Annotated in this window: 18 protein-coding genes; 14 read left to right on the forward strand and 4 right to left on the reverse strand. The window is 58.8% G+C overall.

Features of this window, described 5'->3' with window-relative positions; translation table 11 throughout:
• Positions 1-88 precede the first annotated feature (88 nt).
• Positions 89-1,114, forward strand: coding sequence for a branched-chain amino acid aminotransferase (locus tag M4NBBH2_RS06235; RefSeq protein WP_116270146.1), 1,026 nt, complete (start codon positions 89-91; stop codon positions 1,112-1,114).
• A gap of 120 nt (positions 1,115-1,234) precedes the next feature.
• Here the strand turns inward: M4NBBH2_RS06235 and M4NBBH2_RS06240 are convergent, their stop codons facing one another.
• Both M4NBBH2_RS06240 and M4NBBH2_RS06245 read right to left on the reverse strand, forming a co-directional pair.
• A complete protein-coding gene (locus tag M4NBBH2_RS06240; protein WP_116270147.1) occupies positions 1,235-1,651 on the reverse strand; it encodes a DUF805 domain-containing protein in 417 nt (138 codons plus the stop codon).
• 3 nt (positions 1,652-1,654) lie between these two features.
• Positions 1,655-2,527 (reverse strand): SDR family NAD(P)-dependent oxidoreductase, encoded by an 873-nt coding sequence (locus tag M4NBBH2_RS06245; protein WP_116270148.1) that lies wholly within the window; start codon positions 2,525-2,527, stop codon positions 1,655-1,657.
• Positions 2,528-3,028: 501 nt separating this feature from the next.
• Here M4NBBH2_RS06245 and M4NBBH2_RS06255 point away from each other — a divergent pair.
• From M4NBBH2_RS06255 to M4NBBH2_RS06315, 13 genes are all read left to right on the forward strand, one after another.
• Positions 3,029-4,726, forward strand: coding sequence for an IS1634 family transposase (locus tag M4NBBH2_RS06255; RefSeq protein ID WP_116270150.1), 1,698 nt, complete (start codon positions 3,029-3,031; stop codon positions 4,724-4,726).
• 24 nt (positions 4,727-4,750) lie between these two features.
• A complete protein-coding gene (locus M4NBBH2_RS06260) occupies positions 4,751-5,731 on the forward strand; it encodes an autotransporter domain-containing protein (protein ID WP_125064646.1) in 981 nt (326 codons plus the stop codon).
• A gap of 70 nt (positions 5,732-5,801) precedes the next feature.
• Positions 5,802-6,977, forward strand: coding sequence for a 1-deoxy-D-xylulose-5-phosphate reductoisomerase (gene dxr, locus M4NBBH2_RS06265; RefSeq protein WP_116270152.1), 1,176 nt, complete (start codon positions 5,802-5,804; stop codon positions 6,975-6,977).
• 22 nt (positions 6,978-6,999) lie between these two features.
• Entirely contained in the window at positions 7,000-8,373 is a 1,374-nt protein-coding gene (gene rseP, locus M4NBBH2_RS06270; RefSeq protein WP_116270153.1) for an RIP metalloprotease RseP, read from the forward strand.
• Between the two features lie 98 nt (positions 8,374-8,471).
• Entirely contained in the window at positions 8,472-10,805 is a 2,334-nt protein-coding gene (gene bamA / locus M4NBBH2_RS06275) for an outer membrane protein assembly factor BamA (protein ID WP_116270154.1), read from the forward strand.
• An 84-nt stretch (positions 10,806-10,889) separates the two neighbouring features.
• Positions 10,890-11,408 (forward strand): OmpH/Skp family outer membrane protein, encoded by a 519-nt coding sequence (locus M4NBBH2_RS06280; protein WP_022443233.1) that lies wholly within the window; start codon positions 10,890-10,892, stop codon positions 11,406-11,408.
• Positions 11,409-11,559: 151 nt separating this feature from the next.
• A complete protein-coding gene (gene lpxD, locus M4NBBH2_RS06285) occupies positions 11,560-12,672 on the forward strand; it encodes a UDP-3-O-(3-hydroxymyristoyl)glucosamine N-acyltransferase (protein ID WP_116270155.1) in 1,113 nt (370 codons plus the stop codon).
• 93 nt (positions 12,673-12,765) lie between these two features.
• Positions 12,766-13,215, forward strand: coding sequence for a 3-hydroxyacyl-ACP dehydratase FabZ (gene fabZ / locus M4NBBH2_RS06290; protein WP_238691380.1), 450 nt, complete (start codon positions 12,766-12,768; stop codon positions 13,213-13,215).
• A gap of 73 nt (positions 13,216-13,288) precedes the next feature.
• Complete coding sequence (gene lpxA, locus M4NBBH2_RS06295; RefSeq protein ID WP_022443230.1) at positions 13,289-14,077, forward strand: acyl-ACP--UDP-N-acetylglucosamine O-acyltransferase; 789 nt, start codon at positions 13,289-13,291, stop codon at positions 14,075-14,077.
• Between the two features lie 57 nt (positions 14,078-14,134).
• A complete protein-coding gene (lpxB, locus tag M4NBBH2_RS06300) occupies positions 14,135-15,337 on the forward strand; it encodes a lipid-A-disaccharide synthase (protein ID WP_116270157.1) in 1,203 nt (400 codons plus the stop codon).
• On the forward strand, positions 15,334-15,993 hold the full coding sequence (gene rnhB / locus M4NBBH2_RS06305) for a ribonuclease HII (RefSeq protein WP_116270158.1): 660 nt from the start codon (positions 15,334-15,336) through the stop codon (positions 15,991-15,993). The genes lpxB and rnhB overlap by 4 nt, the downstream gene beginning before the upstream one ends.
• A gap of 14 nt (positions 15,994-16,007) precedes the next feature.
• Entirely contained in the window at positions 16,008-16,832 is an 825-nt protein-coding gene (locus tag M4NBBH2_RS06310) for a TrmH family RNA methyltransferase (RefSeq protein WP_116270159.1), read from the forward strand.
• 38 nt (positions 16,833-16,870) lie between these two features.
• Entirely contained in the window at positions 16,871-17,104 is a 234-nt protein-coding gene (locus tag M4NBBH2_RS06315) for a hypothetical protein (RefSeq protein WP_022443021.1), read from the forward strand.
• Positions 17,105-17,216: 112 nt separating this feature from the next.
• On the opposite strand, the gene M4NBBH2_RS06320 is transcribed toward M4NBBH2_RS06315, so the two are convergent.
• On the reverse strand, positions 17,217-17,945 hold the full coding sequence (locus M4NBBH2_RS06320; RefSeq protein ID WP_049686505.1) for an amino acid ABC transporter ATP-binding protein: 729 nt from the start codon (positions 17,943-17,945) through the stop codon (positions 17,217-17,219).
• A 55-nt stretch (positions 17,946-18,000) separates the two neighbouring features.
• Positions 18,001-18,678, reverse strand: coding sequence for an amino acid ABC transporter permease (locus tag M4NBBH2_RS06325; RefSeq protein ID WP_116270160.1), 678 nt, complete (start codon positions 18,676-18,678; stop codon positions 18,001-18,003).
• Between the last annotated feature and the right edge of the window lie 6 nt (positions 18,679-18,684).

Here is an 18,684-nt window from a genome sequence, read left to right on the forward strand (position 1 = left end):
AACCGGGTTCTGAGCAGAAAGGTTTGGGAAACCGGTCAGTGACCGCAGAATTTTTTCAGCAAGAAAGTTTTTGAAGGTTATAAGCAAAATGGAAAAGAAAAATCTTGATTGGGCCAACCTCGGGTTCACTTATCGTCCGATCGATTACCGCTGGCAGACCCGCTGGCATGACGGCGCGTGGGAAGAGGGTGGTCTGACCACAGATCCCGATATCACGCTCTCTGAGGCAGCCTGCGTTTTCCACTATTCCCAGTCCTGTTTCGAAGGCCTGAAGGCTTACACGACGAAAGACGGTCACATTGTGACTTTCCGTCCGGATCAGAACGCGGAACGCATGCAGAACACCTGCCGCCGTCTCGAAATGCCGCCGCTTCCGAAGGAGACCTTCCTGAAGGCTCTCGATGAAACGGTGAAGGCGAACGCCGCCTGGGTTCCGCCCTTCGGCACGGGTGCTTCTCTCTATATCCGTCCGGTGATGATCGGTTCGGGTCCCCAGATCGGTGTCGCTCCCGCTCACGAATTCCTTTTCCGCCTGTTTGCGATGCCGGTGGGATCCTACTTCCAGGGCGGCGTGAAGCCGATCCGCATTCAGGTCGCTCAGTACGACCGCGCGGCTCCCCGCGGCACCGGTCACATCAAGGCTGGTCTTAACTACGCGATGAGCCTCTATCCCACGATGGAAGCGCACCGTGCGGGATTCGCTGAAAACATTTACCTCGATCCGTCCACTCATACGTACGTTGAGGAAACGGGCGGCGCCAATGTGCTCTTCGTCGATAAGGACAATAACCTGATTGTTCCGAAGAGCAACTCGATTCTCCCGTCTGTCACCCGCCGCTCCCTCGTCTATGTCGGCGAACACTACCTCGGCCTCAAGGTGATCGAGCGTCAGGTGAAGTTCTCCGAAGTGAAGGACATGAAGGAATGCGCCCTCTGTGGCACGGCTGCCGTGCTCGCCCCGGTTGGCATGATTCACTCTGAGGACGGCGATATCTACTTCCCGTCCGGCATGGATAAGATCGGTGAAATCTCCGGCAAGATCCGTGAGACGCTGCTGAAGATCCAGTCCTGCGAGATTGAAGCGCCGGAAGGCTGGATCCGCCGTATTCTCTGATCTCCCATACAGAAGGCACTCAGGCGGGGTTTATCCGCCTGAGTCTTCCGCAGGGAGTCTGAAGGCAACAAAAAAGCTGCAGAACTTTCTGCAGCTTTTTTGTTTCTCAGACACTTTCTCTCAGGGCACAGGACCGTAGGTGTTCTCAGCCTTTGAACCCGGGAAAAGGGATATCAGAAAGAGAAGGCCAAAGGCAGCCGGCGTAACAAACTTCGCCCAGTAAAGCGTGGAGTAAGTTCCCGCGGTTCCGGCGATAACCGCGATAATGAAAGCCGCGGCTACCCATTTGCCGGAAAGGCCCACATCATGCAGCCGCCGCGTGAGCGCCGCAGCGAAGGGACTCAGAATCACCAGCGTAAAACCGCCGAGAATAGATGTCTGAATGAAGGGAAGGATGATCCCGATCACGATAAGCGTGCAGTTAATCAGGAAGAGCGCGAGGATGAACCACCAGAATTCAGCGCGGCCCGTGCGGCCGCTGAACTGGGAATATTTCTCATAAGCGCAGCTGCGCACGGATTCACGGAAACCGGGCATCGGTTACTTTCCTTCGGGCTTATCTTCGGCTGCGGCTGCAGAAGCCTTGGGAGCTTCGGGAGTCTCCGCAGGGTTCGATGCGTCAGGCGCTTTCGCGGCGGCCTTCTTTCCGGAATCCGGCTTATAGAACGGCACGAAACCCACAGGGAGATTCTCCCAGGCGATCTTCGGGAGGCACACCCATGCGGCGCAGAGCAGCTGATACTTCCAGTCGATCCAGGCAACGGTCTTCTTCTTCAGAATGGCTTTGACGATATGGTCAGCGGCGTAGGGAAGAGGAAGCGTCATCGGGTACTTCTTCCCCTCGAGCAGCGGCGTATCGACAAAGCCCGGACGGATATCCGTGATTCGGATGTCCCAGCCTTTCGCGTTCACCATCTGACGGAGCGCCTCGAGGTAGTGAGCCTGGAGAGCTTTTGTCGCGGAGTAGGCGGGAGAGGCGCCCAGACCGCGCGTTGCGGCTACGGAGCTGATCGCGGCGATCTGTCCGCCGGTTCCCTGACTGCGGAGCAGCGTGACAACGGCATCAATGCAGCGGACAAAGCCGGAGGCATTGGTATCCACGGTGTTCATTTCGATCTTCGGATCGAGCTCAACATTTTCGTGACCGATTCCGGCTGCGTGAATATAGAGATCCACACCGCCGATTTCAGACGCGAGGTGTGAAATCTTGAGCGGCGCGTCTTCACGCCGGACATCGATTTCACTCCAGATCACCCGGACGTTATGTTCAGAGGAGATTTTCGAAGCAATTGCCTGGAGCCGGTCAGCGCGGCGGCCTGCAATGGCCAGATCGCACCCGAGGGCGGCAAATCGGACGGCGAGCGCTTCTCCAATCCCAGATGTCGCTCCCATGATGATGACGTTCTTTGCCATAGCGCTGTGATCCTTAGGTTGGATAAATTCTCGGGGTACCCCCCATTAACGGTTTCTATTATCCTATCTTTTAGCTTTATTGCGAATAAAAAAGGGGCTTCTGCTCTATGCCGCCAGTGGGAAGAAAGGTAGAAAGTGATGAAAATATCGGCGCTTGCGTTCGGTATATGCTCACTTTTTTCTTTTTGTTCCTTTTTGTTGCCGCTGGCCCGGTTTACGGGGCTTCTCATCATTCCCGTGATCCGTTATATCAGCTGCTGAAAGTGGCGTCGGCAGGAAAGTCTGTTTATAAGCCGAAATCCCGCGCGCGTCAGACAGCAAAGAAGAAGACCGCCCGTAAGTCTCCGATAACGTCCGTTAAAAGCCTGAAAGTTCTACAACAGGCACACGTTCGGTTGATTTCGGCTGAGTAGACCGCAGAAAGGGGATGTTTTCTGCGTTTTTTTCTCGACCCATTTAGTGTTACTATATATAATATAGATAACATTATTGGAGCCAGCCATGTCCCGCACCTATACCGGAAAAATCCATGTCGGCCAGCGCCGCGTAACCCGCGCCAATGGGGATGTCTACGTCTACGAGCGCCACACGCAGTACGACCGGGAGACGCAGAAGACCGTCACGTTGAAAAACAAGCTTTTGGGCAAACTAGACCCTGAGACAGGCGAAATTGTTCCGACAAGGCCTAAAAGCAGGTCTAAGAAGGAGGCTTCCGCCTCCATCGAGCACGCCTGCCTGGCTGACATCCTGGACCTTGTCGCAAGGGAAACCGGGATCGACAAGGGGCTTGAAAGCGCCTTCGGGACGGCCGCGGCTCAGAAGATCGCCACCATCGCCCGTTACCTGATCGCCACGGACGGCGCGGCGATCCCCCGCATGGAGGCCTGGCAGGTCGGCCACCCGACGCCCTACGAGGAAGGCCTGGGCGAAAGCGCCTGCAGCGAGCTCTTCGACAAGGTCGGCAAGGATGGCGACGGGCAGCAGAAGTTCTTTGCCTCCCGGGCGGCAAGGCTCGAGACGTCCCCGAGCATCGCCTTCGACTCGACCACGGTTTCGACCTACAGCTCGGGGCAGGCCGAGGCCCGCCAGGGATTCAACAAGGACGGCGACGGGCTGGACACCGTCAAGCTGCTCACGCTCTACTCGGTGAATGACCGCCAGCCCGTCGCCTTCGCGAAGCAGCCGGGGAACGTGCCGGACGTCATCTCCATCCAGAACGCCATCCGCCAGCTCCAGTGCTTCGACATCGACAAGCCCGTCGTAGTTACGGACAACGGCTTCTACAGCCAGGCGAACATGGCGGAGTTCGCACGGAACAGCATGAAGTTCCTGACGCTCGCCTCGCCCTCCACCCTCTGGATTCGGGAGATCGTCGACGAGCTGCGCGACAGGCTCGACTCGGTGTCCTCCGTCTGCTCGTTCGACACTTCGGTCCATTGCGCCTCGAAAATGGTCATGAAGGAGCTGTCCGTCGTCAGGCAGAGGAGCCGCGGCGGCATTGCCGCCGGCGAGGCGGAGACCTTCAGCCGCAGGCTCTATGTCCATGTCTGCTATTCCAGGGACCGCGCCACAAAGGACGAGCAGAGGCTGGTGAACGACCTGTTCGAGCTCAAGAGGCTCGTCGAGGCTGGCGAGCAGCTCTCCCCCGCGGGCGAAAAGAAGGCGGAGAAGTTCCTCCACTGTTCGACCGTGGGCCGCGGCGGGAAGCTGAAGGTGGCCTTCAGAGACGAGGCCTTCCGCGAGGCCAGGAAGTATTTCGGTTTCTTCGCGCTTGTCTCCAATGAGGTCAAGGACGCCGAGGAGGCGCTGAAGTCCTACAGGCTGAGGGAGAAGATTGAGGAGCTCTTCAATGTCCAAAAGAATGGCATGGACGGGAGCCGCCCACGCGTCTGGCACCCTGACAGCCTTCAGGGCAGGCTCTTCGTGCAGTTTGTCGCGCTCGGCTACCACTGCTACCTCACCAAGCGGATTGGCGAGATCAAGGAGCGGCTCGGCACGGAAAAGGATGGGAAGACGAAGGCCGAGCTCGATCTGGAAGTCAGCCTCAAGAAATGGCTTGAGGCCAGGTCCCTGATTCAAGTCCTCGAGTGGTTTGACTGCGTGAAGACGACCTCCGTGATGACGCCGCGGGGAATGAGGCGCTGGAGCACCGAGTCCGTGAAGCGCGACCAACTGTTCCTGAAGCTGCTCGGCATTTGATGAGCCAGAGCCACGAAGGCTTTCGTGGCTCTATTGCAGAACTTTTGGGTTAAAAGCGGGAAGGCGTCAGATCAGGGGAAAAAGTTTCGCCTGAAAACCGCGAAAAAGCCCTCCCCGATCCTCACGCCGCTGCAGCTTGAGACTCTGATCGCGGCGGTGACCGCGGAACCGACCGGTTTTTACGGGGTGAGGCTCTCAGATCTTGAGAGCGGGGGAGTGGACCCCCAGGGGATCAATCTCCTTGCCGTCCCGGTGTCTGCCGGTTCAGAAGCCGCGGATGAAAACGGCGATAACTCTGAGAGCGCGGATGACTCAGTGCTGCCTCCGCTGAAGGAAGCGGATCATTCGCTAACCCGCAAGGAAGACGGCGCGATCCGTCTCGTTGACGCGGGCCCGCTTGATCTTGTTGGCTTCTACGGATACGGCGGGGTGATGAAAGGGAAGGGCTATCAGTTCACGGGAACCGGTTTCGCGGGGGCGGAAGGGACATCCCGCGTGATTCCGGTGGCGCTCACGCTCGCCGGCATTACTCCCGATCCGACACAGAATATCTATTCCGCTGAGATGCGGGCCGAGCTTCCGATTCAGGTTGGCACCGGTGTTCAGGTTGTGCCGTTTGCGGGTTACCGGGCGGTCCGGACCGATACCTCTGCGATGGGGCTCGTATCGGAGCTCGGGGGATCAGCCGCGGTCACAAGTGAAATGCGGAGTCTGCAGCAGGTGCCGGTTGGCATCGGAATGAGGCTGCTTCATGAGCCGGACAGCAAAACCGCGGTTCAGGTGAATACGTCGATTGGCGCTGTGGCGAGTATGGGTGACACAGGCACGGTGGAAGAGGATGGGTCGATCCGCGTCAAAGGCGGACGGACGTTCTCCGGCATTGGTTCTGTAGGCCTGCAGCTGAGGCGTAAGCTCTGGAATTTCGGTGTCGGTGCGGATATCGGCGTGACTGAAGGCGGAAAATCTGAAACCGGGCTTTCTGTCAATGTGAAGCGGTCCTTCTGAAAAGAGGGTACCCACACCGAAACTCCCCTTTCAGGAAAGATCGTCCCGTCCCGGTTAGAATCCATCCACTATGGCAAAAAAGATCAATATTCTCGGTGCGACCGGTTCCATCGGCCGCTCAGCTCTTGACGTTGTTTCCCGTCATCCCGGCGAATGGCAGGTCGGTGTTCTCGCTGCCGGCAGCCGCGCGGAAGAACTCGCCGCGGCGTGTGAGGCGTGCGGCGCTGAAGCCGCGGTGCTCGCGGATGAGTCGAAGCTCCCTGAGCTTCAGGCGGCCCTGAAGGCGCGCGGTCTTTCCACCCGGGCAGCCGCGGGCGAAGCTGCCTGCTGCGAGGCGGCTTCTGACCCTGAGGCCGATGCCGTGCTGCTCGCGGCAAGCGGTGCAGCGGGACTTCCGCAGGCTTTTGCCGCGGCGAAGGCCGGCAAGCGCATGCTGCTAGCCAATAAGGAAAGCGTTGTCTGCGGCGGCGCGCTTCTCCAGCAGGCGATCCGGGAGGGCGGCGCTGAACTGCTTCCCGTGGATTCGGAGCACTCGGCGATTTTCCAGTCGCTTGCTGCAGCGACTCCTGCCCAGCGTGAAAAAGCAGTGATCTGGCTCACCTGCTCGGGCGGTCCGTTCCTTCGCAGAATGGATCTCACGGGAGTTACCGTGGAAGAAGCGAGTACGCATCCGAGGTGGAAGATGGGCCGGAAGATCACGGTCGACTCCGCTACCCTCATGAACAAGGCGCTCGAAGTGATTGAGGCGCGCTGGCTCTTTGATATTCCGCCTGAGAGGATCCGTGTTGTGATCCACCCGCAGAGCATTCTGCATTCAGGCGTTGCCTTTGAGGACGGCGCGGTGATGGCGGAGCTCGGCGTTCCCGATATGCGTACGCCGATCGCGGTGGCGATGGCCTGGCCTGAGCGGACGGAGTCCGGCGCCGCGGCGCTTGACTTTACGAAGCTGAAGGAGCCTCTCACCTTTGAGGCCCCGGATCTGGAACGCTTCCCGCAGCTGAAGCTCGCCTGGGAAGCGCTTGAGGCGGGCGGTTCCGCGACGATTGTGCTTAACGCGGCGAATGAGGCCGCGGTGGCCGCATTCCTCGACCGGAAAATCAGCTTCCTTGGAATCGGGCGGGCCTGCCGCGAGGCGCTCTCCGGGCTGGTGCTTCCGGCTCCGAAGTCGCTTTCCGATATTTATGCCGCTGACCGCGAAGCCCGCAGCTTCGTGGACAGCCTGATCTGCTCGGGCCGGATTTCCTGATCTCTCCCCGGAGACTTTTACTTTGACTTTTCTGATAACGCTTCTCGCGTTTGCGGCGACCCTCGAGCTACTCGTCGTGATTCATGAGGGAGGGCACTTCCTTGCCGCCCGGTTCTGCGGCGTGCGGGTGATCCGTTTTTCAGTCGGCTTCGGTCCCATCCTCTGGAAGATCCGGGGGAAGAGCGGCACTGAGTTCGCGCTTTCGCTTCTGCCGCTTGGCGGCTACGTGAAGATGCTCGACTCCCGCGATCCGACGACTCCGGCGCTCACCGCGAAGGATAAGGCCGAGGACTTTGAGGGGAAGAAACTCTGGCAGAGGGCGCTGATTGTCTTTGCCGGCCCCTTTATGAATCTGCTCTTCGCGGTGCTGATTCTCTGGGGAATCGGTTTTGTCGGGACGTATGAACTTTCGAGCCGTGTCGCCGCTCCTCCTCAGGGGACGCCCGCGGCCGCGGCCGGTGTCCAGGGCGGACAGTATGTGATCGGTGTCGGGGACGGCGATGTGAAGACTTTTGCCGATCTCCAGATGAAGCTCCTCCGCGTCGCGGGTACCGAGTCAACGATCACCGTGCGGGATGCCGCGGATAAGACGGGGGAGCACGCGGAGCGCTATCCGATCGATCTCCGGAGTGTCAATTTCAAGGGCGATCCGAATAAAACCAATCCGCTCGAAAATGTCGGTCTGATTCCCTGGCAGAGAGACGGCGCCGTGCCGGTGGAAGAGGTAATGAAGGGATCCGCGGCTGAGAGCGCCGGTCTTCGGAAAGGGGACCAGATCGCGTCCGTGAACGGCAATCCGGTGACGGGCGCCGTGATGCTCGTGAAGACTCTCCGAGCCTCAGGCGGAGACGAAATGACGCTCGGCGTGAAGAGAGGAACGGATACGGTTTCTGTTAAGATCCGCGTGCCTGAAGTGAAGGATCCGAAGACCGGAAAGAATGTGGGGCAGATCGGTATTCGGGTCGGGGGCTTCCCCGACGTGGTCCGGGTGAGACTCGGCCCCTGGGATTCACTCACGGCGGGTGTCGGAAAGCTCTGGGATATGTCCGTGCTGACGCTTCGCGTGATGGGAAAGATGGTGGTGGGAGAAGCGTCTGTGAAGAACCTCTCAGGCCCGGTTGCGATCGCGGACTACGCGGGGCAGGCGGTGCAGGTGGGGCTGCTTCCATTCCTTCTCTTCCTCTCGATGATGTCGATCAGCCTCGGGATTCTGAATCTCCTTCCGATTCCGGTTCTCGACGGCGGTTACCTCGCGATGTACCTCTATGAGCTCATCGTGGGGCGGAAGCCCTCCGAACAGGCCATCGGCATCGCGCAGCGGGCCGGCCTCCTTCTGATTCTCTTTGTAACCCTGATTGCGCTGATGAACGACGTCACACGCCTTTTTGGTGGTTAGAATAGAGAAACTTTAGCTTTAGCTTCTAATGCCTCGAAATTTAGCCTTCTGTCGGCACTCCTTGCCGGGGGAAAGAAGTTTTGGGCGGATAAAGACCAATGACACTGAAGACTTTTACCTTTAAAACCGCAGTAGCGGCTGTCCTTGCGACACTGTCGCTCGCGGCGGCGGCTCAGCAGTTCACGATCAAGGACATTCGCATCGAGGGTATTGCGCGAACCGAGCCTGGCACGGTGTTTTCGCATCTGCCCTTCCGCGTGGGTGATGAATACACGCCTGAGAAAGGCGCGCTCGCCATCCGTGCGCTTTATCAGTCGGGACTCTTCCGCGATGTGAATCTCACTGAGAATGGCGATGTCGTCGTTGTGCATCTGATCGAACGCCCGGCCGTTGCGACGATTGAGACGAACGGCATCAAGGCATTTGATAAGCAGGAAGTTGAGAAGTCGCTCCGCGCGGCGGGTCTTGCTGAAGGCCGTATCTTCAACTCTGCGACCCTTGACAAGGCGACACAGGAACTGCGCCGTCAGTACCTCGCCAAAGGTCACTATGGCGTTGAAGTGACGACGAACGTCTCGCCGCTCGAACGCAACCGCGTCCGTGTGACGATCAACGTTGATGAAGGCGCCGCTTCTTCCATTAAGGAAATTCATTTCACGGGTCTCAAGGCGGCCAAGGCTTCCGAGCTCCGTGACGTGATGCAGCTGAGCACTCCGGGCTGGTTTACCTGGTACACGAAGCGTGACCAGTATTCGCGTGAGAAGCTTGCGGGCGACCTGGAAAGCATCCGCTCCTGGTACCTGAACCGCGGTTACCTCGACTACCGTCTCGACTCCGTTCAGGTGACGATTGCCCCGAACAAGGAAGACGTCTTTATTTCGATCAACATTCACGAAGGCCTTCCCTACAAGGTGAAGACCGTGAAGGTTGAAGGTGAGCAGCTCGGCCTCAATGACCAGCTCTCTGAACTCACGAAGCCTGTGAAGATCGGCGAAACCTATAACGCCGAATCAGTGAACCAGGTCTCGAGCGCCATCAAGGATAAGCTCTCGGTTCTCGGCTACGCGTTCGCGACAGCGAACCCAAATCCGGTGACGAACAGCGCCGATCACACCGTCGACGTGGTCTACACGGTTGACCCGGGCCGCCGCGCCTACGTGCGCAACGTCTTCGTGACGGGCAACACCCGCACGCGTGACGAAGTGGTGCGCCGTGAGGTCCGCCAGTATGAAGCGTCGTGGTTTGACTCTGATAAGGTGAAGCTCTCGCGTGACCGTATTGACCGTCTCGGCTTCTTTGATGAAGTGACGGCGGAACCCGTTCCGGTTCCCGGCACCCGTGACGAAGTGGATCTGAAGGTTCACGTGAAAGAACGTCCGACTGGATCCATCTCCCTCGGCGCCGGTTTCTCGTCCTCTGACGGCATCATCCTGTCGGCGGGTATTTCCCAGAACAACATCTTCGGTACCGGCAACTCGGCTTCTATCGAAGCGAGTAATTCCGATTCGACCCGCACCTACGCGCTCTCTCTCACGCAGCCGTACGTGACGCCTGAGGGCGTCTCCCGCACGATTGACGTGTACGACCGCCGCGTCGACCTCGATGACCTCGATGTCGCGAACGTGATGTATGAGACGCTCGGTGCCGCTGTGTCCTACGGCATCCCGGTGACTGAGCTCGACCGTATCTTCCTTGGCGCGAAGATTGAGCAGACCAAGGTGACGCTGCGCGGCACCCGCGGTTCCGGTGACGCGTCGCCTGAGCGCTACTGGGATTACGTCGATAACTTCGGCAAGGATCCGAAGTCGATCGCAGCCACCTTCGGCTGGTCGCGCGACTCCCGAGACAACGCTCTCGCTCCGAACAAGGGCCGCTATCAGCGTGTGAGCGGCGAAGTGTCGCTCCCGGTGCTTGACCTTCGCTACTACAAGGTGAGCTACCAGCTGCAGCAGTACTGGCCGCTTTCGAAGAATGTGACTCTGGCCTTCAATACGGAACTCGGCTATGCCGGTGCTTACGGAGACAAGGAGTACCCGTTCTTCAAGAACTTCTACGCCGGCGGTATCGGTTCGGTCCGCGGCTACGAAACCTCGTCTCTCGGCCCGCGTGATACGAACGGCGACAACATGGGCGGTCAGAAGCTCTTCGACTTCTCCACTGAACTCTATGTGCCGCTGCCTGGCGCTGACCGGACGCTCCGCGCCTTCGGCTTCTTCGACGGCGGCTGGGTCTGGGGTTCCGGCGGTTCAGGATCCAATCAGGGTACCGATACGAGCAACGTGAGCCTCAGCGATCTGCGCTACTCAGTCGGTGTCGGCGTGGCGTGGATTTCGCCTCTTGGACCTCTGAAGTTCTCGCTCGCCTTCCCGCTGAACAAGAAGAAGGGCGACGACGTGCAGCGCTTCCAGTTCCAGATCGGTACGAGCTTCTGATCGAGGGGCAACAGGTTAGAATCTAGAGTGTTTCCGGTCGGGATAATGTATTCCGAAGGAATTTCATAGAAAGGTTTGTTTAAGATGAAAAAGAACGTTTTCACCAAGGCCATCCTCGCAGCGACGGCGGCAGTCGCCATCGCCTGCACCAGCCCTGCTTACGCAGCGCCGGATGCGGCTCCGAAGATCGGCGTCGTGAGCCTTGAGCGCGTGCTTCATGATTCGGCCCCGGCCAAGGCTGCGACCGAGAAGCTGCAGAAGGAATTCGCCCGCCGCAAGGCTGACATCGATAAGCAGGCTGCAGACTTCAAAGCCCGTGCCGATGCCTTCCAGAAGAACGCTCCGGCGATGAGCCAGAATCAGCGGCTCAATGAACAGCGTGATCTTGCTGAGGCAGAGCGGGCTCTGAACCGTGAACAGCGCGCCTTCCGTGAGGAACTCGGCCAGCGTCAGAATGAAGAGATCCAGATCGTGATCGCCCGCGCGAATCAGGTGATTCAGGATCTCGCCCGCCGCGAAAACTACGACCTGATCGTCCAGGACGCCGTGTATGTCAGCCCGCGTGTTGACATTACCGACAAGGTCCTGAAGGCCCTGAAGTAATCAGGATGCCTTCCGCCCGACGGTTGACGGTGCTGCCTGAAGAGAAGAGCGCGCCGTCTGTACCGCCGGGCTTCTTTGAAGCCTGGTCCGGCAGTACCGGAACAGGCTTTTCTGTTGATAGCCTAGTTAGACACTGAAGGAAAGGAGCGTCATGGCCGATTCATCTTCATTTCTGGTTTCTGATCTGATCGCAAGCGTTACGGAACTCTCGGGCGGCAGGCTTCCTTCCCGCCCGATGCATGGCGCTGAGGCGATCCGTGTTGAAGGGTTCCGTCCGATTGAAGAGGCTGACAGCGCGCATATCGCCTTCGTGTCGAATCCAAAGGCGCTGAAAGAGGCCGCTGCGTCAGGCGCCGCGGTTCTGGTTGTGCCGGACGCCGCGGAAGAATCACTTTCCAAGCTTGAGGATTTCGCCCGACCCGTGGTTTTCACGCCGAATCCCTATGCGTGGTACGCATGGGCGAGCCAGGCGATGGAGGGCGGGGCGTTTCCGGAACCCGAGTCCGGCATTGATCTGCGGGCGGTGATCGCGGCCGATGCTGAGATCGATCCGTCGGCCCGGGTGGATGCCGGCGCGGTGATTGGTTCCGGCGCGAAGATCGGCCCGTTTGTGTGGATCGGTGAAGGCGCCTATGTCGGCGCGAAGACCGAAATCGGCGAACACACGCATCTTTTCCCGCAGGCCAAGGTGGGTGACCACTGCCACGTGGGACGCCGTGTGATCATCAATATGGGTGCCACGATCGGCGGTGAAGGCTTCGGTTTCGCGCCTTTCTCCGGGGAATGGATCAAGATCCCGCAGGTGGGCGGCGTCACGATCGGTGACGATGTTGAGATCGGCGCCAATTCCACGATTGACCGCGGCGCGCTGGATGACACAGTAGTCGGAAACGGCACGAAGATTGATGATCAGGTTCAGATCGGGCACAATTGCCGCATCGGATCGCACTGCGTGATCTGCGGCTGCGTCGGCATCGCGGGGTCCACAACGGTGGGAGATCACTGTGTGCTGGGCGGCGCTGCCATGATCAACGGCCATATTACGATTCCGGCCGGCTCCATGGTGGGTCCGGCTACTCCGATCGTGAGCTGGGGTGACAAGCCTGAAGTCATGATCGGCATTTACCCCGCGCAGCCACGGCGCGAATCCGAACGCACGGCGGTGCTCGTACGAAACCTCACCGACATGCGAAAGACCCTGAAGTCGCTTGAACGGGAAATTGCGGCCCTGAAAGCCGCCCGTTCCGGTTCAGACGAATCTTAAATCCACGCCGGCGTTTGTCGGCTTTTATGGAGAGGCGTCACCCGCAGAGAGGACCTTTTTCCCCCGGGCCGCCTGATAAAAATGTCAAAAACAATGAAGATTTATGAGATCATGGAGCTCCTGCCCCATCGCTATCCGTTCCTCCTCGTGGACCGGGTTGAGTCGATCAATGATGATCTCACGGAGATTGTTGCCTATAAGAACGTGACGGCGAATGAGCCCCAGTTTACGGGTCATTTTCCCAACGCTCCCGTGATGCCTGGCGTCCTCATTATTGAAGCGATGGCTCAGGCCTGCGGTATTCTTGCCACCTGCCGCCTCACCGAGGAACAGCGTAACGACAAGAACGCGATTTACTACTTCGCCGGCATCGACAAGGCACGCTTCAAGCGCGTTGTGCTGCCGGGCGACAAGCTCGTCTTCAATGGCCGCTATCTGAAGGACCGCATGGGTATCGGCTGGTTTGACTGCACGGCTACGGTTGACGGAGAGCTCGTCTGCAAGGCGACTCTTATGTGCGCCCGCCGTACAATTCACGAATGATCTGAAAGACGGCCGGATTCCGCTGATTCCGCTTCAGGAATCCAGCCGATGCAGTTTGATATAAGGGGTATCAATGACAAAAATTCATCCGATGTCAGTAGTGGATCCTTCCGCGGAGCTTGCGGAAGATGTTGAAATCGGTCCGTTCTGCGTTGTTGGCCCGAAGGTGAAGATCGGTTCAGGAACCGTTCTGATCAGCCACGTCTCCGTGACGGGGCGGACCACTATCGGTGAACGCAACCAGATCTATCCGGGTGCCTGCATCGGATGCACGCCTCAGGATAAGAAGTATGCCGGCGAGGATACCGCGCTTGAGATCGGCGACGAGAACGTGATCCGTGAAAACTGCACGATGTCGATTGGCACCGCGCAGGATCAGGGCATCACCCGGGTTGGTTCGCGCGGCCTCTACATGGTGAACGTGCACGTGGCGCATGACTGCCAGGTGGGCAACGACGTGATTTTCGCGAATAACGTCGGTCTTGCCGGTCACGTCCATGTGAAGGATTTCGCCATTGTCGGCGGTCAGGCCGGTGTCCATCAGTTCGTGCATATCGGTGAGCACGCCATGGTGGGCGGCGGCTCGATTGTCGTGCGTGACGTGCCTCCCTTCGTCATCTGCTCGGGTTATCCGGCAGCTCCTCATGGACTGAATTCGATCGGGCTTCGCCGCCGCGGCTTTACCGCAGCGCAGTTCGCTGTGCTGAAGCAGTGTTACCACGTGGTGTACCGCGAGAATCTCACCGTGGCTGAGGCGAGTGACCGGATGAAAGAGCTTGAAAAGGCAAATCCTGCCGATGAGGCTCTGATTGAACTGTTCCGCCAGGCTGTCTCAGAAAGTCCCCGGGGCATCATCCGCTAAGAGCAGCAGAAAGAGCCGGCCTCTGGGAGGCCGGTTTTTTTATCGTTGGAAAGATTTATGGAAAAACGAAGCGAAGAGACAGCAGCCACGGTTCGGCCTGTGCCGGATGAGGCGCACAGGAACGGTGTCATGTGGCTCGCCGGAGAGGCGAGCGGTGACGCGCTCGCGTCGCTGGTGATCCCTCCGGTGAAACGCGCGATGGACGGCGCTCTGCAGTTTGGCATCGGAGGAGAAAAGATGCGGGCCGCGGGGCTCAGTGTCTGGCATGACGCGTCTGTGCTTTCCGTCCGGGGCTATGTTGAGGTGCTGAAAAAGCTGCCGCAGCTTCTCATGCTGCGCCGCGATGTGATCCGCACCGCTGAGACGGTCCGCCCGAAGGTGTTTATCGGCGTGGACGCGCCGGACTTCAATCTCGCGATCGAGGAGAAACTCCGCAAATCCGGAATCCGCACAGTGCATTTCGTGAGTCCTTCAATCTGGGCCTGGCGCCCGGAGCGGATTCACGCGATCAAACGCTCAGTGGATCACATGCTGCTTGTTTTCCCGTTTGAAAAAGCCATTTACGATGCGGCCGGCATTCCTTCCACCTATATCGGGTACCCGATGGCGGAAGGGATTCCGATGAAACCGGATACACATGGAGCAAGGCAGCGTCTGGGGCTTGAGCCGAGAGGACCGGTGTTTGCCGTGCTCCCCGGATCCCGTTATGACGAGATACGGTGGAACGCGCCGGTATTCTTTGAAACCGCCCGCGAGGTCCTGAAGGCGGAGCCGCACTCAATGTTCCTCATTCCGGCTTCTGATGAGGCCCGCAGGACACAGATCGTGCAGGCGCTTGGAGGATTCCGCGAGGTGGCTGAGCACGTGATTCTGTTCTCGGGCCGGAGCCACGATGTGCTGGAAGCCTGTGACGCGGCGCTGATCGCGTCTGGCACCGCGACACTTGAAGCCGCGCTCTATAAGAAGCCGATGATTGTGGGGTACAAGATGCCCGCGCTTTCCTCTCTCATTATTCAGAGCAAGGGGAACACGTCCTTCGTGAGTCTCCCGAATATTCTTGAGCAGAAGCGTGTTGTGCCTGAATTCCTGCAGTATTTCGCTGAGCCCCAGTACATGGCAGCGTCCCTCCTCGATCAGCTGAATCCCGCGAGACGTGAGCACCTCGAAGAGGTCTTCACGGAACTGCATCAGAGTCTCCTTCGGGATACGGCGACGCTCGCCTCTCAGGCGATTCTCGATACCATCGGGGGCGCTGCATGAGGAAAGCGAAGGATGCAGCGACGCTGCCGCTTTTTCCGATCGAGGACTACGCCTCGGAAATCATCGCGGGAATTGATGAAGCGGGCCGCGGACCGCTCTGCGGAAACGTTGTCGCGGCAGCCGTGATCCTCGATCCGGCCCGCCCGATTGAAGGGCTGAGAGACTCGAAGAAACTGAGCGAAGCGCGCCGTGAGGAGCTGGCTCCGGTGATCCGTGAGCGAGCTCTTGCCTGGGGAGTCGGTGAGGCAACGCCCGAGGAAATCGATCGGCTGAATATCCTTCAGGCGACGTTTCTCGCGATGCAGCGGGCGCTCGAGGGGCTGACGGGCGGAATCCGTCCGACTCTCGTACTCGTTGACGGGAACCGTCTTCCGAAGATTGATATCCGAGCGGAGGCGATTGTGAAGGGCGATGACCGGATGCAGGCGATTTCCGCCGCGTCGATTCTCGCGAAGACCTCCCGGGATGCCGAGCTGCGGCGGCTGGACGCGCTTTACCCGGAGTACGGCTTTGCCCGCCATAAGGGCTACGGCACGGCGGCTCATATTGAGGCGATCCGGAAGTTCGGTCTGATTCCGGGGATTTACCGGAAGAGCTTCGAGCCCGTGCGTACGATGACCGGCTGGAGCCGGGAAGCGATGGAAAGAAAAGAGTAGGAGAGAGGAAAGCGATGCTCGCGATCGACATTACATCCGCGTCTAATGACCGGTTCAAGACCTGGAAAAAGGTGAGCGCGTCACCCCGCGCGATCCGCAAGGAGGGCTTTACGCTCGCGGAAGGCCTGCACCTCGCTATGGCAGCCCGGGACGCCCGGGTCCCGGTGCGGGCCGTGATTCTGAAGGCCGGACGGCGTGATGCCGAGACGGATGATCTCGCGCAGGCCATTGCCGATGAGAGCACGGTCCAGGGTGTGCAGACGAAGGTGTTTTTCCTCGATGATCAGCTTTTTGAGGAGATTTCTCCGGTCGAACATGGAGCCGGAATCATGATCGAGATTGATCTTCCGGAGAAACCTGCGGCGGATGACAGAATCCGGAAGAGCGATGTGCTGTATCTCGACGGAGTGCAGGACGCCGGAAATGCCGGGACTCTGATCCGGACCGCTGTGGCGTCCGGTGTCCGGGTGATCGCGGCGAGCCGTAAAACCGCGTCTCTCTGGGCTCCGAAGGTGATGCGGAGCGCCATGGGAGCCCACTTCGGAGCGGTGATTCTTGAGGGGATTGAGCCCTCTGAGGCAAAGACGCTGTTCGATGGCCGGTTCCTCGCGGCGGACGCCCGGGGAGGGCACGACATCTATGCCGAGGAAGGCTGGGAAAAAGGGCCGACTGTCTGGATGATGGGGGCCGAGGGGCCGGGGCTCTCTGACGCGGCGCTTGAAGTTGCTGACGAGCGCCTTTATATTCCTATTGAATCCGAGACTGAGAGCCTCAATGTCGCTGCTGCCGCTGCCGTCTGTCTTTTTGAGCAGCGCCGCCGCAGGCTTCGTGTCCGCTGAAAGATTTCTGCATTTTTATCCCGGGGAAAGATAAAAAGATGTTCGACTTCAAAAATTACCGCAATCCGGCGCTTTTCTTTATCGAGGAAATCGTGCTGGTAGTTCTCTTCTTTGCTCTCGTGATTGAGAAGCCTCTGATGAATGCCCTGATCATGACCGGCATTTCGGAAGGCTTTTCCGCCGTTCTTGTCGGTGTCGTGGGTTTCGTGATTCTCTGGCTGATGGAGCGGGTCTGGAAGCGGTATGGACCGATCAAGACGAATAAGTCCTGAGTGTCCGAATTAAACAGCTTCTGATTAATAAACTGATCACAGGCTGTTTTTCAGAATAAGAAAAGGGCCGCGATTCCATAGGATCGCGGCCCTTCATTTTGATGAAGCCAGATCAGTGGCTCAGAATCTTCGAGAGGAAGTGCTGGGTACGCTCGGACTTCGGATGCTCGAAGAACTCGTCCTTCGGGGAGTCCTCCAGGATCTCGCCTCCTTCGACGAAGATCACGCGGTCAGCAACCTTTCGGGCAAAGCCCATTTCGTGCGTCACCACCATCATGGTCATGCCTTCCTGCGCGAGCTCAACCATCACGTCAAGCACTTCGTTAATCATTTCCGGGTCGAGAGCCGAAGTCGGTTCGTCGAACAGCATGCAGATCGGATCCATCGCGAGCGCCCGGGCGATTGCCACACGCTGCTGCTGGCCGCCGGAGAGCTGTCCCGGATACTTTTCAGCCTGCTTCAGAAGACCGACGCGGTCGAGAAGAGCAAGACCTTTCTTCGTCGCTTCTTCGCGGTTTCGCTTGAGCACCTTCATCTGCGCGAGAACAAGATTCTCGCGGATCGAGAGGTGAGGGAAGAGCTCGAAATGCTGGAACACCATACCGACGTGGCTGCGGAGCCGCGTGAGGTTCGTCTTCGGATTCGTCACCTCGACGCCGTTCACGAGAATGGTGCCCTGCTGCACAGGTTCAAGGCCGTTCACCGTCTTGATGAGGGTGGATTTGCCGGAACCGGACGGACCGCAGACCACGACAACCTCTCCCTTCCTGACGCTGGTAGAGCAGTTTTTAAGGACCTGGAAGCTGCCGTACCACTTCGAGACATTGCGGATGTCGATCATGGGAGCTTCGTTTTCATTAACTGTCATGAGAAATTCTTCCTGGAAGAAAAGGGTCTTAGCGGATAATTGCGAGCTTCTTCTGCATCTGCTTCACGCCCGTGGAAAGGGTGAAGGAGACCACGAAGTAGCATACCGCAGCAAAGCAATACATGAGGGTAAGCTGGCTGTCGCGCTGGGCGATCTTGGAGACAGCACCCATGAAGTCGGTGGCCGAAAGCACGTAGACGAGAGACGTGTCCTGGAAGAGCACGATTGTCTGAGTGAGAAGCACCGGACCCATGTTGCGGAAAGCCTGCGGCAGAATCACGTAGCGCATCGTCTGGCCGAAGGAGAGGCCGAGAGCGGAGCTCGCGTAGAGCTGACCGCGGGAAATCGACTGGATGCCGGCGCGGATGATTTCCGCGTAGTAAGCCGCCTCAAAAAGGATGAAGGTGATGAGAGCGGTCTTTTCGGGTCCAACCGGAACCGGAATCGGCGACCCCGTGAACCAGGCAATGAAAACCGGCACGAGGAAGAAGAACCAGAAGAGGATCAGCACGAGCGGCACTGCGCGCATCAGGTTGATATAACCCGAGCAGAGGAGCGAGAGCACGCGGCTCTTGGCCATTTTGCCAAGCGCGAGGAAGGTGCCGAGGATAATGGCGCCGATCGCGGAAGTGGCAGTGAGCTCAAAGGTATAGGCAGCCCCCTGAAGCAGGAAGGAGGTCGAGCCGGTAATCGAAGAGAAATCCATGGCGTG

It is taken from the genome of Mesosutterella multiformis (assembly GCF_003402575.1).
Taxonomy (GTDB): domain Bacteria; phylum Pseudomonadota; class Gammaproteobacteria; order Burkholderiales; family Burkholderiaceae_F; genus Mesosutterella; species Mesosutterella multiformis.

Coding starts and splice junctions, on each gene's coding strand:
- M4NBBH2_RS06280 (WP_022443233.1), top strand. CDS start 10,890: ATGAAAAAGAACGTTTTCACCAAGGCCATCCTCGCAGCGACGGCGGCA.
- M4NBBH2_RS06235 (WP_116270146.1), top strand. CDS start 89: ATGGAAAAGAAAAATCTTGATTGGGCCAACCTCGGGTTCACTTATCGT.
- dxr (WP_116270152.1), top strand. CDS start 5,802: ATGGCAAAAAAGATCAATATTCTCGGTGCGACCGGTTCCATCGGCCGC.
- lpxD (WP_116270155.1), top strand. CDS start 11,560: ATGGCCGATTCATCTTCATTTCTGGTTTCTGATCTGATCGCAAGCGTT.
- M4NBBH2_RS06240 (WP_116270147.1), bottom strand. CDS start 1,651: ATGCCCGGTTTCCGTGAATCCGTGCGCAGCTGCGCTTATGAGAAATAT.
- rnhB (WP_116270158.1), top strand. CDS start 15,334: ATGAGGAAAGCGAAGGATGCAGCGACGCTGCCGCTTTTTCCGATCGAG.
- lpxB (WP_116270157.1), top strand. CDS start 14,135: ATGGAAAAACGAAGCGAAGAGACAGCAGCCACGGTTCGGCCTGTGCCG.
- M4NBBH2_RS06315 (WP_022443021.1), top strand. CDS start 16,871: ATGTTCGACTTCAAAAATTACCGCAATCCGGCGCTTTTCTTTATCGAG.
- M4NBBH2_RS06320 (WP_049686505.1), bottom strand. CDS start 17,945: ATGATCGACATCCGCAATGTCTCGAAGTGGTACGGCAGCTTCCAGGTC.
- M4NBBH2_RS06310 (WP_116270159.1), top strand. CDS start 16,008: ATGCTCGCGATCGACATTACATCCGCGTCTAATGACCGGTTCAAGACC.
- lpxA (WP_022443230.1), top strand. CDS start 13,289: ATGACAAAAATTCATCCGATGTCAGTAGTGGATCCTTCCGCGGAGCTT.
- M4NBBH2_RS06255 (WP_116270150.1), top strand. CDS start 3,029: ATGTCCCGCACCTATACCGGAAAAATCCATGTCGGCCAGCGCCGCGTA.
- M4NBBH2_RS06325 (WP_116270160.1), bottom strand. CDS start 18,678: ATGGATTTCTCTTCGATTACCGGCTCGACCTCCTTCCTGCTTCAGGGG.
- bamA (WP_116270154.1), top strand. CDS start 8,472: ATGACACTGAAGACTTTTACCTTTAAAACCGCAGTAGCGGCTGTCCTT.
- fabZ (WP_238691380.1), top strand. CDS start 12,766: ATGAAGATTTATGAGATCATGGAGCTCCTGCCCCATCGCTATCCGTTC.
- M4NBBH2_RS06245 (WP_116270148.1), bottom strand. CDS start 2,527: ATGGCAAAGAACGTCATCATCATGGGAGCGACATCTGGGATTGGAGAA.